The organism is Halobacillus sp. A1 (assembly GCF_024189295.1).
Classification (GTDB): domain Bacteria; phylum Bacillota; class Bacilli; order Bacillales; family Halobacillaceae; genus Halobacillus_A.
Genome location: NZ_JAIZEN010000007.1, coordinates 47,384 through 62,715, shown reverse-complemented (window position 1 = coordinate 62,715; position 15,332 = coordinate 47,384). Strand labels below are relative to the sequence as shown.

At 41.6% G+C, this 15,332-nt stretch carries 17 protein-coding genes; 3 read left to right on the top strand and 14 right to left on the bottom strand.

Annotated features, from left to right (window positions below):
* Nucleotides 1-234: 234 nt before the first annotated feature.
* The 3 genes from LF817_RS09545 to LF817_RS09535 form a co-directional block, all read right to left on the bottom strand.
* Nucleotides 235-1,098, bottom strand: a complete 864-nt coding sequence (locus LF817_RS09545) for a pirin family protein (protein WP_371925030.1) — start codon at nucleotides 1,096-1,098, stop codon at nucleotides 235-237.
* 28 nt (nucleotides 1,099-1,126) lie between these two features.
* Nucleotides 1,127-1,555: a MarR family winged helix-turn-helix transcriptional regulator gene (locus LF817_RS09540; RefSeq protein WP_253935576.1), complete on the bottom strand. Its 429-nt coding sequence runs from the start codon at nucleotides 1,553-1,555 to the stop codon at nucleotides 1,127-1,129.
* Nucleotides 1,556-1,799: 244 nt separating this feature from the next.
* Nucleotides 1,800-3,413 carry an NlpC/P60 family protein gene (locus LF817_RS09535; RefSeq protein WP_253935575.1) on the bottom strand — a complete coding sequence of 538 codons (1,614 nt, stop codon included), beginning with the start codon at nucleotides 3,411-3,413 and terminating at the stop codon, nucleotides 1,800-1,802.
* 183 nt (nucleotides 3,414-3,596) lie between these two features.
* On the opposite strand from LF817_RS09535, the gene LF817_RS09530 reads away from it, so the two are divergent.
* Entirely contained in the window at nucleotides 3,597-4,319 is a 723-nt protein-coding gene (locus LF817_RS09530; protein ID WP_253935574.1) for a poly-gamma-glutamate hydrolase family protein, read from the top strand.
* Between the two features lie 144 nt (nucleotides 4,320-4,463).
* On the opposite strand, the gene LF817_RS09525 is transcribed toward LF817_RS09530, so the two are convergent.
* From LF817_RS09525 to LF817_RS09500, 6 genes are all read right to left on the bottom strand, one after another.
* Entirely contained in the window at nucleotides 4,464-4,862 is a 399-nt protein-coding gene (locus tag LF817_RS09525) for a hypothetical protein (protein WP_253935573.1), read from the bottom strand.
* A gap of 83 nt (nucleotides 4,863-4,945) precedes the next feature.
* On the bottom strand, nucleotides 4,946-5,173 hold the full coding sequence (locus LF817_RS09520) for a hypothetical protein (RefSeq protein ID WP_253935572.1): 228 nt from the start codon (nucleotides 5,171-5,173) through the stop codon (nucleotides 4,946-4,948).
* A gap of 27 nt (nucleotides 5,174-5,200) precedes the next feature.
* Nucleotides 5,201-5,473, bottom strand: coding sequence for a hypothetical protein (locus LF817_RS09515; RefSeq protein WP_253935571.1), 273 nt, complete (start codon nucleotides 5,471-5,473; stop codon nucleotides 5,201-5,203).
* A gap of 155 nt (nucleotides 5,474-5,628) precedes the next feature.
* Nucleotides 5,629-6,288, bottom strand: a complete 660-nt coding sequence (locus LF817_RS09510; protein WP_253935570.1) for a response regulator — start codon at nucleotides 6,286-6,288, stop codon at nucleotides 5,629-5,631.
* A complete protein-coding gene (locus tag LF817_RS09505; RefSeq protein ID WP_253935569.1) occupies nucleotides 6,285-7,889 on the bottom strand; it encodes a GAF domain-containing sensor histidine kinase in 1,605 nt (534 codons plus the stop codon). Before LF817_RS09505 ends, LF817_RS09510 begins: the two co-directional genes overlap by 4 nt.
* A gap of 4 nt (nucleotides 7,890-7,893) precedes the next feature.
* The gene (locus LF817_RS09500) at nucleotides 7,894-8,424 is read right to left on the bottom strand and encodes an NADPH-dependent FMN reductase (protein WP_253935568.1); all 531 of its coding nucleotides are present in this window, start codon (nucleotides 8,422-8,424) and stop codon (nucleotides 7,894-7,896) included.
* Nucleotides 8,425-8,825: 401 nt separating this feature from the next.
* Between LF817_RS09500 and LF817_RS09495 the strand changes: the two genes are divergently transcribed.
* The gene (locus LF817_RS09495) at nucleotides 8,826-8,966 is read left to right on the top strand and encodes a hypothetical protein (RefSeq protein ID WP_253935567.1); all 141 of its coding nucleotides are present in this window, start codon (nucleotides 8,826-8,828) and stop codon (nucleotides 8,964-8,966) included.
* Between the two features lie 137 nt (nucleotides 8,967-9,103).
* Here the strand turns inward: LF817_RS09495 and LF817_RS09490 are convergent, their stop codons facing one another.
* The gene (locus tag LF817_RS09490) at nucleotides 9,104-9,958 is read right to left on the bottom strand and encodes an alpha/beta fold hydrolase (RefSeq protein ID WP_253935566.1); all 855 of its coding nucleotides are present in this window, start codon (nucleotides 9,956-9,958) and stop codon (nucleotides 9,104-9,106) included.
* Nucleotides 9,959-10,304: 346 nt separating this feature from the next.
* Nucleotides 10,305-11,873: a Vga family ABC-F type ribosomal protection protein gene (locus LF817_RS09485; RefSeq protein ID WP_253935692.1), complete on the bottom strand. Its 1,569-nt coding sequence runs from the start codon at nucleotides 11,871-11,873 to the stop codon at nucleotides 10,305-10,307.
* Between the two features lie 466 nt (nucleotides 11,874-12,339).
* Between LF817_RS09485 and LF817_RS09480 the strand changes: the two genes are divergently transcribed.
* Complete coding sequence (locus tag LF817_RS09480; protein WP_253935565.1) at nucleotides 12,340-12,915, top strand: hypothetical protein; 576 nt, start codon at nucleotides 12,340-12,342, stop codon at nucleotides 12,913-12,915.
* A gap of 34 nt (nucleotides 12,916-12,949) precedes the next feature.
* Here LF817_RS09480 and LF817_RS09475 read toward each other — a convergent pair whose 3' ends face one another.
* From LF817_RS09475 to LF817_RS09465, 3 genes are all read right to left on the bottom strand, one after another.
* Nucleotides 12,950-13,174: a hypothetical protein gene (locus tag LF817_RS09475; protein ID WP_253935564.1), complete on the bottom strand. Its 225-nt coding sequence runs from the start codon at nucleotides 13,172-13,174 to the stop codon at nucleotides 12,950-12,952.
* A gap of 153 nt (nucleotides 13,175-13,327) precedes the next feature.
* On the bottom strand, nucleotides 13,328-14,242 hold the full coding sequence (locus LF817_RS09470) for a cupin domain-containing protein (protein ID WP_253935563.1): 915 nt from the start codon (nucleotides 14,240-14,242) through the stop codon (nucleotides 13,328-13,330).
* 617 nt (nucleotides 14,243-14,859) lie between these two features.
* Entirely contained in the window at nucleotides 14,860-15,135 is a 276-nt protein-coding gene (locus LF817_RS09465) for a hypothetical protein (RefSeq protein WP_253935562.1), read from the bottom strand.
* Between the last annotated feature and the right edge of the window lie 197 nt (nucleotides 15,136-15,332).

Here is a 15,332-nt window from a genome sequence, read left to right as displayed (position 1 = left end):
CCTCCCTACTTTATGCTGTATTAACTATTCCTACACAAAGCAATGATTTTGACGCTTAATACCGTAACTTGTCTAACCTCCTGATTGATTTCACCTAAGTATAATTAATTTTTCAAAGGCTGTTATCCTGTTCCTATATAGACCAGTATATCACTAGATGAATTGTAACAAATCCGTAATTTAAAAAAACCCCACAGAAGATTTATCTGCAGGGTTCCATGATCATTGAAACGATTATTCAGCTGGAGGGCCAAACTTGCCGTTGCGGTAATCCTCATAAGCTTGTTTGATTTCTTCCATCGTATTCATAACGAAAGGACCATGCTGAACGATGTCTTCGTTGATCGGCCGGCCCGAATAGACGAGTACTTTCGTCTGGCGTTGATTCGACTTGATCGTAATCTGACTTGCACCTTCGCCTTCCTCATTAAAAGATAATGTCGCGACGCCATGCTTTTTCAAATTCACTTCGTTCTCACCAGCCTCGATTTCACCTGCAAGCACATATAAAAAAGCATTGTGATTTTCAGGTAGATCGAGCGTATATTCCGATCCCTCAGCCATCGTCCATTCACTGAGCGTAATCGGCACAATCGAATCGAGAGGCCCTTGGACACCTGCCAGGTCACCGGAGAAGACTTTCAATGATCCACCTTTAAATGGCATGACAGGCGCTTGTTCTCCGTACACGTTTTGATAAATCGTCTCAGATTTCTTTTTGTCTTTCGGCAGGTTCAGCCACAACTGCAGTGTGTGAGCGACGTCATCTTCCACCCCCTCCTCGGCATGCCGGGCAGCCCATCCAGCATTCATATACTGGACATCACCCGGCTCGAGAATATCTCGTCCGCCAGCATTATCTATGTGTTCCAAACGGCCATCAACAACATAGGTAACCGTCTGGAACCCGCGGTGAGGGTGGTCCGGAAAGGTCCCTTTTTTGAACCAGTCTTCTGCCATTAATATAAACGGATCGAACTCTTTCCAACGATCTGCTGGCAATACCCAGCCCTTCTGGATCGCCGGAAATCCCATTTCGTTATAATCCACATACCAGTGCTTCTTCACTTCTCGCTGAAATTTAGACATCTTCATCATCCTTTCGTGGTTTTAGTTGCTATATCAACTATTTATCCATGTTCTTTTGCATTTTTGTAAGAAGACGGTCAAGCTGCTCCAGCTCTTCGTCAGAAATACCCTCTGTCACAACATCATTGAACACTTCAGCCACAGGAAGCACTTCTTCTTTTAAAGCCCTGCCACTATCCGTAAGGTACAATTCCAGTGAACGTCGGTCATCTGTACAAAATCGACGGGTAATGAAGCCCTTTTTCTCTAAACTCGAAGCCATTCGAGCAATATTCGTTTTGTCTTTATCCAATTGGTGGGCAAGCTGATTCTGCGTCCATCCATCTTTCTCCCAAAGCAGCATCATAATCAGATTCTGTTCTGGAGCGAGTCCGTAGGGAGCCAGCTTCGACTTAATATACCCCGTCAGCTTCAGGTCAGTCTGATGGAGTTTGATGCTGATATAATCCTTAAACCGCAAATTCATAGTTTCCCTTCCTTTTGTTTTCTTGATAGTTGCTACAACAACTAAATCATGTGAACATAGTATAAAAAATATAAAAACGGTTTGTCAAACTTACTGCAGCCTTAGAAGACAGAGGGGAATAAATGACCTATGAATACTTCCTGAAGTCATTGAGCAGTGAAATGGGGGGGCACCCGGGCTTTAGGGCTATCAAAAAAAACTGCCGGGAGATATGTACCCGGCAGCTTGACTCTAACGACTATTATTATTGCATTTCGGATTCTTCATTCTCAGTCAATATATCTTCAGGTACGAGACGCTTTGCTCCATGGTATTTCGGTCCCCAGAAGCCGCTCGTTTTAAAATTCGTCACAGTCACACCTTGTGACGGGGTGACATGAACTACTTGATCATTTCCTGCGTAGATGGCTGGATTCAAGTAATTCGCCTGAAAGAATACGAGATCTCCTGGCTGCAGATCCTCTTTTGCTACCTCTTCCCCTACTTCCCACTGGGCCGCAGCGTTATGGGGAAGCTCTATTCCTTTCGCCTGCTTGTAAATATATTGAATGAATCCCGTCGTATCAAAACCGTCTTCTGGTGTTGATCCGCCGTTTTGATAAGGAACTTCACCGATAAATTGACTGGCTGCGGATACAACAGCTTCTTCCTCTGGAAGGTGCAGATCATCAAACCGTTTCACTCCAGTGAATTTTTCTTCCCAGTAAGGGGAACTCAAGTAAGAAAGCGTCACTCCTTGTGTGCTGGAAGCGTGGATAAATCGTCCGTCCCCGATATAAATTCCGTTATGGGAAATACCTTCCCTGTATGTATCACTGAAAAATACGACATCTCCAGGCTTTATATCATCCATTTCCACATCCTGTCCGACTTCCCACTGCTGATCGGTAGTCCGGGGAAGATAGATGTCTTCAGCCTGATCAAATACAAGTCTAGTAAAACCAGAGCAGTCTATTCCGTGCGGGGTGTCGCCGCCAAACAAATAAGGAACACCGAGATAGTTGTAAGCCTCGTTGACCAGGCTATTATCTTTTGAAACTTCTGGAGGCTGAGGAATTTCGAATGTCACCGTCTCGCTGAATGTTTCTTGATTATACTCAAACGTGCGTGTGTTTTCCCCGATGTCTAAAGGCTCCTCGAGGTGAATAGATTCTGTGTCTCCATTTGAAAAATTGAGCTGTAATTGATAAGCACTTGTCGCAATAGCCTCCTCAAGTTCAAGGAACATGCCCCCATGCTTATTCTCCGTATTATAAGATAATAAAGCGAAGTCGCCTCGTCTCATAAACGAACCCGGTTCAAACGTTGTTGTAGTAACACCAGAAATCAATTCATGAGAATATAATACCTCGAGATAGCTCATGTACCATTCGTCCTCATCGACATCCGTGAAGGGGAGTGCGTTTTCCTTCACCATTTGCAGCTCATATCCATTAACAATCATTTTCGATAGAGCGGCACGTGTAATGTTGCTGTATGTATCAAATTCATTTTCACTGACACCATTAATGATGCCTTTCTCAAATAAGGCATTGATCGCTCCTGCATACCATTTTCCCTGGTCGACATCTTCAAAAGGAACGGCTGGAGCATTTTCTGTATCAAGCTCAAGCAGTCTCGCAAGCATAACTGCCGCTTCCGCGCGGGTAATATAATCTCTAATTCCAAACGTTCCATCGGTATATCCATTAACGATATCTTTTCCAGACATAGCTTGGATGGGTTCATAATAGATTGTTCCTTTATTTACATCAGGGAATTTTTGCGTTGAGGCATCCACCGAGTGCAGCGGAATCATTAATGTGACGGGAATGACGAGGACAGCAGCGACTTTCCTAAAATATGTAGAGCTGAACATAGGGTTGTTTTTCCTCCTTGTTTTATGCCAATATATGTTACATTTCTTTCTGTAAGATATATCGACTCTATTCAACAAGATTTTAGGGAATTCATCAATTTTTGCATATAAATCGTTAATTTAGTGAATGAGACCCATATAAAAAATCACACTAAAGCTCGAACTAAAATAGAGGTGAATGAAATGACAACTATCAAACGATCACTAGTAATACTCACAGTCTCGGCTTCACTCATTGCGGCAGCCGGCTTATACAAAAAAACGAACGATGACAGCTGTTCAGACACGGACAGGTTTTGTACCTTCGATGATTTAAGTCAAGAATATAGTGAAGGAGAGGATTGGGAGGTTGAAACACGACGTGCCTCAAGCGGATTGCTAGTGAGTGCCATCCATGGAGGAGGTATTGAGCCCGCCACTTCACAGATTGCTAGTGCTATCGCCGGTGACAGACACAATTTTTATACATTCAAAGGAATGCTTAGCTCCGGTAATTTTGAAAACCTACATATAGACTCCACCCATTTCGATGAACCTGAAGCTTTAAAGATGGTCGATGCCGTGAATGATCATATTACGATCCATGGAGCGGAGGGTGAAGAACCAAAGACACTTATCGGCGGGTTGAATCGTGAGTTAACAGAAGAAATCTCCAAACAATTAAATTCCAGTGGGTTTTCAGTTAAAAAGGCTCCCGACCATTTAAGCGGCGAGGACCCAGACAATCTCGTCAACCAACCGAAATCAGAACGAGGCGTTCAATTGGAAATCACCGAGGCTCAAAGAGAGTCCTTTTACAAAAACGGTGATATCAGTTTCAGCTCAAGAAATGATGCTTCTAATCAAACGTCTGCTTTCGATGATTATGTAGGAGCAGTAAAGGCCGCGATTGATGATGAATCCTGAATGCACGAGAAACTTTCTAAAACAATTTATCTACGAGCACCATTTCTATCTTTGCTTCCAGACATTCACATATCACATTAATCATTCGTAAAAAGACGTGTTTTTTATCAACACGTCCTGACATAGCTGGCATCCATATCTCATTTAATCTTTCACTTCACTTATACGATTTGTTATTTCCTCGTGCAATTTTAGATGTTCATTAACATCCCAAAGCACAAACAGCGTCAAACAAAGACAATAAAAAACAAGAAACCAGTTGAAATATATTCTCGGCCTATCCGGCTTATAACATATCACGAAGGCACCAACAATGAGTAGAGAAATAGCATGAATGTTAAGGTCCCATAAGTCATAAGCGTTGTTGATTGCTAACATAACACCCAGCGCTTCTTCAGTAGGTATTTGTTCTTCGTACACACTCTTATGTATATAGCCTTTTTGCACAGTTAAAACTTTCGTCTCTTCATCAAGTTGATATTGATAACCCGTCAGGTTGAAATCAAATGTAATGGTAAAAACCGAGAGAAGAATGACTAGCAACAAATAGATTGTTAAAAGAAATCTCTTTCTGATTGTGATCGACTCCTCCCTTTTTTATAAATTTATCAGTAGAGGGCATTTTTTCAAAATATTTCAATCAAGCCTATAAACATAATGAACAGCGCAATTGAAAGCATCAGAACGGACACAACCTTTCTTTTTCCCGATCTAAAATCCCTTACAGCAGACTGCAATGTAAGAAAGCCCGCTCCCGCCAAGAAATATGGAGTCAATCCTTCATAATGATCAAGAAGGCCATATACAACTCCAAAAAATATAATAATGACGGCCAGCATCACAATTTCCTTCAAATAATCACCCACCAGACGTTTTATTGTTTATAAGGTGCCATCAGCCACTGCATAGCACTCCTCACTTTCTACTACAATTTTTTTCATCCGCCCCTCCACCGCGAAACGATTTGTAGGCGCTCTGAAAAACTCCCGTGCCCCGTGGTAGGTTGTATACCATAAATTGTTAATGACGTGATAGTTTCTTTTTTCATCTTTCCAGACAACAGGGTGAAACGTAGAGCCGAAAACCTTCTCCTCTACCTCTATAATCCCGATACGACCCTTATCGTCCTCCCACGCATTTTTGATCCCTTTCATAATTTCCCCTCCAATGGTTCATAACTATATGCAATATCCTGCTCGTCAGTTCGCTAACAAATTGTAACGGACAAGACAGCAGTTCAACTAAGATTTCTGGTGTATATCAAGAGGCGAAATTACTGAATCATTTAATGTTATTGCGATAATGTGTTTTAGATTGAATGATCTTTGAATAGTTGCTCTTTCATTGCATAGATGGCCGCTTGTGTACGATCATGGACTTGGAGCTTACTTAAAATATTGCTGACATGCGTCTTGACTGTTTTTTCAGATATGTAAAGGTCCGCTGCAATTTCTTTATTACTTTTTCCTAGTGTAACCTGATAGAGCACATCTTTTTCACGTGTCGTAAGCTTGTAGAGGACAGTCCTACTCGATTCCTTCTCCTGGTTGTGGTTCATTTCTGTTAAGAGGAGATGGGTCGCTTTCGGGTGTAGGTGCTTCTCACCTGCATACGCAGCGCGGATCGTCTTCACAAGCTCATCAGGGTCAATATCCTTAAGCTGATAACCCGCTGCCCCGGCTTGCAGGGCAGGAATGACATGATCTTGATCAGAATAGCTCGTCAACACGACTACTTTCACTCCTGGATACAATTCGTTTAATTGTTTGGTCGCTTCAATACCATCCATGACGGGCATCATTAAATCCATCAGCACTACATCTGGACGCAGTTCTTCATATTTCTTTAAGACGAGCGACCCATTGTCTACTTCACCAACTACCTCGATGTCCGGCTGGGTATTTAAAAAGAACCGCAACCCGCGCAGCACAACGAGATGGTCATCTACTAGCATCACTTTAATTTTCATTGCTTACCACTCTTTTCCTGTTCTTCACACGGAAGGAAAACGTGCACTGTAGTCCCTGCTCCGCGTTCGCTATTTACGTCTAATATGCCTCCAATCAATTCCGCCCGCTCCTTCATACTCGTCAGACCCAATGAACGTGTTCTTTTATTCTGTAACTCGAATCCATCTCCCCGATCTACTATTTCCATACCGGCACCCTCTGAACTTTCATACAGAAAGAGAGTCACTTCTTTGGTGTTGGAATGTTTGTTTACATTATTTAACGCTTCCTGACTTATTCTCCATAGCGTTTCTTCTACAGGGCGCGGCCAATTCGGGGCTGAATCGACCTTAAATGCAATAGAAAGGCCCAGGTGTTCTCCGTACTTTTTTATCGCGGAAACCAGCCCTTCCTCTATCCCGATCGGACGAAGCTGCCAGATCAAGGACCGCATTTCTTTTAATGATTCCTGCGACATGCCGAGCATTTCGTCCAGCAAATCCCGCAATGGCTGATCATGAGGTGAAATAATTTCCTTCGCTCCGCGGGCTGTAAGAGATAAAGAGAACAACTTTTGATTAACGGAATCATGCAAATCACGGGCCAGTCTCTTCCTTTCTTCATACAGAAGCAATTCGCCTCGCTTCTCCTGAAGTCGCAGCGTTTCATATACTAAAGAAATATGCCTGGTGAGAGCTTGCAGAACTTCCACGTCACCATCACTTAATCGATGTGAATCAGGAGCAGCCAAATACAAGACTCCAAGCTTTTCGTCTTTGATGTAGATAGGCAGACAGACATATTCCTCGCGTGAAGCACGAGCAGACTGAACGACCTCCTGGTACTGGAAAGCCCGAGTGATGGGATGATCCTCCAGCAAAGACAGAGAAACCGATTCATTAAAAGAGGAATCTTCGTCCACAAATGATTTCAAGAATAAAGATTCCCCTTCTTGAAGGTAAAGACCGACTGTTTTCCACTGAAAAATTTCACTCGTTTTATGTACTACCTGATCTGCAAGTCGTTCCACATTTTGAGATTTCCATATCAATCGTACCAGTTCATTTAATTTCTCGTATTTTACGGCGCGCCTTTGCTGTTCTTCATATAACCTCGTCCGTTTTACTGCCGTTCCGATTTGAAAAGAGAGCGATTGAAGCAAAGTGAGCTCTTCCTCCGTGAAATGCTCTTTATCAGGAGAAGCTACATTCAAGATTCCAAACCGTTCTTCCCCGTCTGCTAAAGGGATCGTAGCATGATGGGTCATACGATTCGTATCTCCCCAGTCATACTTGATTGCATTCTCAATTCGTTTACATTCAATGATATTGATAGGTTCCTTCAGCCTTCCGCTCCAATACCGATTCAAGCAGGAGCAGTCGCCTCCGCACATAGGTGCTTTATCATTGATGATCAACGCCGGAGGTAATCGATGATCCGCCACAAATGTATAATTCGGTTTTTCATCGACAAGAAAAATCCATCCAGTCTCAAGCCTAGTTAATTCCAGCAGCTTTTCCAGTACCGTCTGCAGCATATCCTTCAAATCATTTGATCCATTCAGCGTTTCAGCTATCACCTTTAAGATTTGCATCTTTTCCATACTTTCATATCTTTCCAACGTTTCACCCCCGTACACCCAAGGTCGGATTAAGTTCGGCATATTGGGTAAATTCGTGAAGCACTTGAGTTACCCTACGTTCAATGTCAGCCGTAAACGCCCCATCTTCCTTGAAACTGTCAGGATCAAAGATCAACTGGTCAGGCACCACCATAGCATGCAGCCCGCGTCCCACAAGCCGCATTTGATTAATTGAATTGATGCCGCCTTTTCCACCGCCTGATACAGACATCAACAGAGTAGGCTTGTGACTAAAATGATCATTGTTCAAAAAATCCAGCGCATTCTTTAAAACCCCGCTCATCCCGTTATGGTATTCGGGAGATATCCATATAAAGGCATCTGCATCATTACTCATCTCCCGTAACCACTGGACCTCAGGTACCCGATCCTGTTCAGCTTCTCCATTGAATAAAGGCAGAGCCAGATCGCTTAAGTCAATCACATCTGCCTGTAGACGACTTAAAAGCGTATAGGCCACCTTTCTCGTTCTCCCTTTTTTCCTTGGTGTTCCGCTTATGATCAATAGATTCATCGTGATCTCCTCCTTCTCCCTTAGAATACCTCTAAACAGGAGAAACTCCATCAAGAAAAGGGCGGAATATACCTCATACAAACGACCGAGAACATACGTTTTATTCCTGCACCCTGAGTAGTAACCAAAGGCACCTCCCAACGCATGAAAAAAGTTCCTGCTCAGGCACGTTATAAATTACCGGATACCTTCTTATGATTAAAGTATCAGCAAAGGAGGATGTCTAATGAACATATTCGAAATCATTCTAGACTTAGAAGAAAAACGATTGAAATAAAACCAAACCCATGGACTGAGCGCAAGAATTATGAAAATCCATTCAAGCTGACTAACAATTGAAACCTAATGCCTCCTCAACTGAGACATTAGGTTTCGTTAAACTCAGACCGGTTTTTTGCACTATGAAGAACATCTTCCTAGAAACTAATCAGACGTCACGCAAAGGAGGAGGAGGGCTTTCCAGCGTATTAGCAAGAATGGTGTATACAATCAAGGAAGCTGGCATCGTCAAAGAAAATACAAGCCTGACTCATAAAGAATGAATAGAAAGAACCTCAGCAATCCCCCCCACAAACCCCATGGAGGGATTTATCTTTTGACGACTTTTTTAACTTTTTCATTGGATGCCCCCCCTCTTTGTTTCTTTAGTGTGAATTCATCATAACCTTTAAATAATGTCTCAAGAGGCATCGATTCTCCCAAAGAATTCATCGATCGCTTTCGTAAACAATTCCCTCTCTTCTAAAAATGGGTAATGGTTGCTTTCGGGAAATGTAATCAATTCCGAATTTGGCAGCAATTCCTCCATCTCAATAGAAAATTCCAATGGACATTGGACGTCATGCTCACCGCATAAAATCAAGGTTTTCACGCGAGTCATGCCGAGCTTTTTAGTTACATCAAAAATTGACAGTTCGCGGTTAAAATAATTCAATCGAATCGGAGATATCGCTTTATGAATATTCTGATTGAACAATTCACCGTACTTTTCAGGACGCTCCAAAGATAATTTAGTTCTTTCAGCTGAGAGACGTTTTCTTTCGTCAGGTAGGAGGTCCTTACGCTTTAAACTTTCAATAAGTTCCTGCATTTTTTTAAAATCCGGATGGGCCTGATGATAAATACAAGCAGCTGATGATACAGTATAATCCCTGGCAGCTGCACCTGTAATAACATTAGCACGTAAACGGTTGGAATAATAAATTCCATACAGTACGCCTAGCACTCCCCCAATGGAGTGCCCTGCGTAACTCCAAGTTTCAATTCGAAGAGCTTCTCTGATTGCTTCTAAGTCAAATATAGTTTCCAGAAGACTGAGCTGATAAGGCTCAGATATTTTTTCTGAATTACCTGCTTCCCGCAAATTGATTAAATAGACCTTGTGAGAATGAGTGAATGATTCTGCAAAATAATCACCTGTTTCATTAAAAGCTGAATAATGATGCGTTACGCACAAAGGTTCACCCTGGCCTTTGGTGAATACTTCGAAACTCCCGCGAGTGGTCGTAATCGATTCCCTTTCCCAAGTCCCCATTGCTTTCTTCCTCTCTTCATCAAAAACTCGACTGCAATTTTACTTTCGCTTAACTATTTTAAGCTGGCTATTTCAAAGGATTAAACAACGAATATGAAAAAAGCTGCGAGGATCAATGAACTCCGTCTTTGAACTCTATAATTTTCAATTAACTAGGGTAAAAGACAATAATAAAAGATAGTAAAATCAATTTGCTTTTTCCGGTTCATACATCAACCATTCCTCCTAAGTATATACGTTTCATCTACAAAATCGTTTCAAACCTCCTCAATTAATTTCCACTTAAGGTAAGAAACGCCACTACTTCATATGAAATGGCGTTTATCGGATGCAGAAAATCGTCTGGTCAGCCTCCTGCTTCCAGTTTCCTTTTCTCCGCTAGCAACTGCTGGAATTCCTTTTCTAAATCGTCAGACGGTTCGATACTCAGTTTGCTGAGAACTTCAGATATTTTCGTTTGAAGAACGAGTAGACGATCTTCTTCGCTGTTGCGTTTCGTTTGAGGTTGTCTGTTTTTGTATTGTTCGTACGTACCTTCAAACAGTTCTATTTCTTTATCCTCAATTGTCAAAATTCTTGTCGCTATATTTTCAATAAGTCGTCGGTCATGTGAAACAAAAATAACGGTGCCTGTGTACTCCATCAGCAAAGATTCCAGGGCGCGGGCTGCCTCAATATCAAGAAAGTTCGTCGGTTCATCCAAAACGAGCGTATTGATATCGCTTAAAAATAATTTGGCGAGCGCTACCTTTACCCGTTCCCCGCCACTTAAAATACCTGCCAGCTTATGGACATCATCTCTATAGAAATTCAAACGGGCAAGTACCGTCCGTATCAGAGTTTCACCCTGCTTTGAACCCTCACTGACATTTTCTAAAATCGACTGCTTTAGATCAACGATGTTTAAATTCTGACTGAAGTAGCCGATTTTCATAGAAGGAGAGACCTTCATCCCCTCCTCTTGATGGATGATTTTTTTCAAAAACGTGGACTTGCCGCTTCCATTTGCCCCGATGATTGCTAGTTTATCTCCACCCCGCACGTGAAAACTCGTTGCTTTCCACAACACTCGCTCGCCGATCAAACCTTCAACGTCTTCGACACGAAGAATGATTCGATTCCTGAACGTTTCTTCATTGGGCACATTCATCCTTATGGGTGGCGTTTCTTTCACTTTTTCTACTCTCTCCAGTTTTTCCAGCCTTGTTTCTATCGCTTTCCCTGTTTTCTGAAGCTTCTTTTGTTTTTTTGCGAAATAAGGTTTCGCCTCTCTGGCTTCTGAACGACTCACATTTTTGGGGGTCTTGTCAGCTTTATCCGCTTTCCTTTCTTTTGCTTTCAAAGCTTCTTCCAACTGCTTTTTCTGAGATTCATATTTTTCATATGCGGCTTGCTGCTGGCGGTGTTCTAACTCTTTCTGATCCTCATACTGACTATAATTACCTGGATACACTTTTATTTTTCCTTCTTCCAATTCCCATATGGCTGTACAAACGGCATCAAGAAAAGCCCGGTCGTGGGACACCAGCACAAAGGCGCCGTTCCATTGTAGAAGTTTCTTTTCAATCCATTCCATATGCGCCGTATCCAGATGAGTCGTCGGCTCATCTGCCAGTAAAAGTCCCGGAGCCTTAACCAGCGCCTGGTTAATGTATTCCTGTGTTACTTCCCCGCCGCTTTTACTCGTATCTGTCCTTTTCAGCTGCGGCAGTAGTTCCGTTTGCACATGCTGGGTGACTTCTCCTTGTTCGGACTGTAAATTACCTGCTAATACGTTCAATAACGTCGTTTTCCCACTTCCATTATGACCCACTAAACCAATGCGATCATTATTATGAATTTGAATATGATCGATATCTAAAATCAAACGGTCTTTCACATAATGTTTTACATTCCGTGCTTCTAAAATATACATAACATCATCCCCTATTTTCTCAATTTCCGGGGACAAAAAAAGCCCCCTATCTCGTGTTTCAGAATAGGGGGCTCAGGTATAGGTGGACACCAAAAAGAGAGATGGCTCCCTTAAGGTTCAACTATAGAAATCCCAATCCTATTCTGAAAACTCCGAATGAAGGCAGTAAAAATAAAGCAGAAACGATCCTCTGCTGAACAACAAACCTTCAATTCTTTGCTTTCGTAAAATAGGATTAGTACTTCATGTAGTTGGGTCACCCTTCCGTTTTTTTATTTACAGTTACTTTATACGATTTGTGAAAATGTGTCAAATGTGATTATAAAAAATGCAATGATGCGCCTTAGCACCATTTCCAACTATTGCATCGCTCATTATTCTTCGGTAAGCTTACCCATAAATGGCAGGATCGTTGTGAACACCTCCGTTGATATAAGATGTTCAAGTAAGGGCAGGTGAGAGCTTGATGACCAGTAATGTAATCATAAGTTTATTTGCCATCATCTTAACGCTGATCGGCTTTTACCCTTATATTAGAGACATATTGCGCGGAACGATCAAACCGCATGTATTTTCTTGGGTGATATGGTCGGTGGTTACGCTTGTAGTTTACTTCGCACAAGTGCAGGATGGCGGAGGAGCCGGGGCTTGGCCGATTGGAATATCAGGGGTACTGACGATATATGTAGCCGTTCTCGCTTATTTTAAAAAATCGGAAGTGGTCATCGAAAGAGTGGACTGGCTCTTCTTTATTATGGCTCTAATTTCGCTGCCTTTTTGGTACTTGACCTCAGACCCGCTTTGGACCGTGCTGATTTTGAGTACGGTAGAAGTTCTAGGATTTGCGCCGACATTAAGGAAAGCCTATCATCAGCCCTATCAGGAAAATGTGACCTTCTTTTTCTTGTTCATGGTGCGAAATGCATTATCCATCATAGCCTTAGAGCACTATTCAATAACGACAGTCTTGTTTCCTGCAGCAGGAGCCACAGCTTGTCTGCTGTTGATTTCAACTGTCATCTATCGCAGAAAATCCATTTAAAACGTAAGTTCCTATCAATGATTAGGGGCGTTCTTTATCTGCGCTCTACTCTTTTAAATAGAAGAGTGACAGTGTTCGTTAAATAATAAACTATCCACCCTGCAAATAAAGTAACGGCTATGGGTACGGCAAAGTTGAAGAAAATGTACAAACCCGTAAGCTCTTCCCCCATAAACAGGTTGATGGCCCACCAGGTTAGCCCTTGTATGATATAAAATAATTCGGCAAATAAGATGAGGAACACTATGCAATAAATCATCGTTTTCCCCCTTTTCTTTTTGTCAATTATTTCAAAATATTAGATCCAATTCAATATTAACTGAGAGATATCCTTAAATTTATCTTTTAGCTGTTTTCACACAAAAAAGTCCTCTCGACTTACAAAAGGACTCTTAAAGACGTAATACAATTATCAACCCTCATGTCCCTCAGCTGCGATGGCATCAGCTTTCGTTTCATGTACCGTACCATAAGGGTGCTCAGGCGGCGCATAAATGGAGTAAAGCTTGAGCGGCTGATCTCCTGTATTGGTTAAATTATGCCATTTCCCAGCAGGAACCATGATCGCAAAGTCATCAGAGACCTCCGCCTCGAAATCTAACTGATCTCTCCGATCCCCCATCTGCACCAGCCCCTGCCCCTCTTCAATGCGCAGAAATTGATCAACCGTTGCATGACGTTCCAGACCAATATCATCTCCGACATCGATACTCATCAAGGTCACCTGTAAATGGTCACCCGTCCATAACGCGGTTCGGAACGTGTCATTTTGTTTGGTCGCTTCATCAATGTTCAAAACAAACGGTTCACCACCATAATCTTCCAACTCAATTCTTCTGGCATGATGAGAATATAACGAGCTGAAACGGGTGGCGTGCGTCATCTCATCATTACAGGCGTGCATAAATACATCTCGCAAAGGTGAATGTTGAGTAAGTAAGCTGCTGTTACGATACTCCCCATAATCTTTAACAGCTATGTCATAAGCTTTTCGCAGCCCCTCCTGGTAACTGTTGAACGTAATTTTTTCAGTATTGTATTGAGGCTGCCGTCCCGTAAGCGATACGTACAAGTCCTTGAATTGCTGCAAACGATTTTTTTCATTTTGTAAAACTTGAAGGATTTCATTTTTATGATTTTGATTGGGAGCAAGTTTGGCCAGTCGCTTGTAGCATTCGACTGCCGTTGCTTCTCCTTTTATTCCAGCAAGAATTGCTTCGGCTGCTTGATCATTATTCCCTTGATAATTTCTCGACATGGAGTCAGAGTTATACACAGGAGCCCCGGCATAATAAGGATAGGAATACGTATAAGGTGCATAGTACATCCTCTTCATTCCCTTCTACAGATTTATAAAATCATCCTATGCAACAGCCCGAAGGAATGTACTTCAATCGGCCGGACAGTCAAGACTGCGCATTCAAATATCGAGCCTTCACATGTCATTTATGCCGGAAACTAACACCCAGAGGCAAAGAATCGTTATAGATAAAGATATGGTAATATAAGCTAAACCAATAAATTTTCTTTTCATCATGTAGACTACGCAAATTATCATTCCCACAGCAGGAATGCCTATCGATACGATATCCTGGAGCAACTCACTCTTTGAACCATCCATCCAAGAAAGTTAGTTAAAAACATACCTATCCATACTACCTGCAAAATAAAGGCAATTTGAATCATTAGTTTTGCACATGTCATCCCATCACCACTTTCTGCTGGTACACTGCTTCACACCTTCAAAGGGCTATTCGTAATCCTATTTTCCTGTTTCACTTTAATTCTTTAAAGCGTGTTTACATTAAAGAGGAACTGTATTACAATTTAAAGTGACCTATCACTTCACATTTCTAACCAATTTGGTGAAGTAATGTAGATAATGACTTCGTGTAGTAAAGGGCCCAGCTTAATCGCGGGGCCCTTTACTTTGCTTTCAACTGATCATTTATAGATGGGGCGTCTATGATTCCTTTTTTTTACAATCATAAATACCAGCCATACTAACACCATCCATAAAATATAAGTGAAGAGGACTTTTGGAGTTAAAGAAAACGTAGTGAATAATTCTTCCTCGTTCATCCTCAGGTCGATCCGCAGACCTAACAAAGAATGATACATTCCTGATTCACCTATTGAATATAAAGCGGTTAAATAATCAATCAAAAACAAAGTTAAATAAATTACAGTTCCGATCATTGCAAATTTAGTGAGTTTCATAGTTAAACCCTCCTCATTAAGCTAAAGTACATCTGCTTTTTATTTTAGTTTTCAATTGTTATACTTTTTTCCACTTATAGATTCCAACTGCGTTAACATACTTTCAAAGCTAAATTAAGTTGCAGGATTAAAGTTTCACATAAATTATTGCAAAACCAGTAACATAATTCAATAATTTTCCATATTAATTACAATTT

What these genes read in the sequence shown, in the direction of transcription:
- LF817_RS09510 (WP_253935570.1), bottom strand. Translation starts at nt 6,288, where the DNA reads ATGAAAATTAAAGTGATGCTAGTAGATGACCATCTCGTTGTGCTGCGC.
- LF817_RS09465 (WP_253935562.1), bottom strand. Translation starts at nt 15,135, where the DNA reads ATGAAACTCACTAAATTTGCAATGATCGGAACTGTAATTTATTTAACT.
- LF817_RS09515 (WP_253935571.1), bottom strand. Translation starts at nt 5,473, where the DNA reads ATGAAAGGGATCAAAAATGCGTGGGAGGACGATAAGGGTCGTATCGGG.
- LF817_RS09545 (WP_371925030.1), bottom strand. Translation starts at nt 1,098, where the DNA reads ATGATGAAGATGTCTAAATTTCAGCGAGAAGTGAAGAAGCACTGGTAT.
- LF817_RS09495 (WP_253935567.1), top strand. Translation starts at nt 8,826, where the DNA reads ATGAAGAACATCTTCCTAGAAACTAATCAGACGTCACGCAAAGGAGGA.
- LF817_RS09500 (WP_253935568.1), bottom strand. Translation starts at nt 8,424, where the DNA reads ATGAATCTATTGATCATAAGCGGAACACCAAGGAAAAAAGGGAGAACG.
- LF817_RS09470 (WP_253935563.1), bottom strand. Translation starts at nt 14,242, where the DNA reads ATGTACTATGCACCTTATACGTATTCCTATCCTTATTATGCCGGGGCT.
- LF817_RS09490 (WP_253935566.1), bottom strand. Translation starts at nt 9,958, where the DNA reads ATGGGGACTTGGGAAAGGGAATCGATTACGACCACTCGCGGGAGTTTC.
- LF817_RS09480 (WP_253935565.1), top strand. Translation starts at nt 12,340, where the DNA reads ATGACCAGTAATGTAATCATAAGTTTATTTGCCATCATCTTAACGCTG.
- LF817_RS09540 (WP_253935576.1), bottom strand. Translation starts at nt 1,555, where the DNA reads ATGAATTTGCGGTTTAAGGATTATATCAGCATCAAACTCCATCAGACT.
- LF817_RS09535 (WP_253935575.1), bottom strand. Translation starts at nt 3,413, where the DNA reads ATGTTCAGCTCTACATATTTTAGGAAAGTCGCTGCTGTCCTCGTCATT.
- LF817_RS09530 (WP_253935574.1), top strand. Translation starts at nt 3,597, where the DNA reads ATGACAACTATCAAACGATCACTAGTAATACTCACAGTCTCGGCTTCA.
- LF817_RS09485 (WP_253935692.1), bottom strand. Translation starts at nt 11,873, where the DNA reads ATGTATATTTTAGAAGCACGGAATGTAAAACATTATGTGAAAGACCGT.
- LF817_RS09475 (WP_253935564.1), bottom strand. Translation starts at nt 13,174, where the DNA reads ATGATTTATTGCATAGTGTTCCTCATCTTATTTGCCGAATTATTTTAT.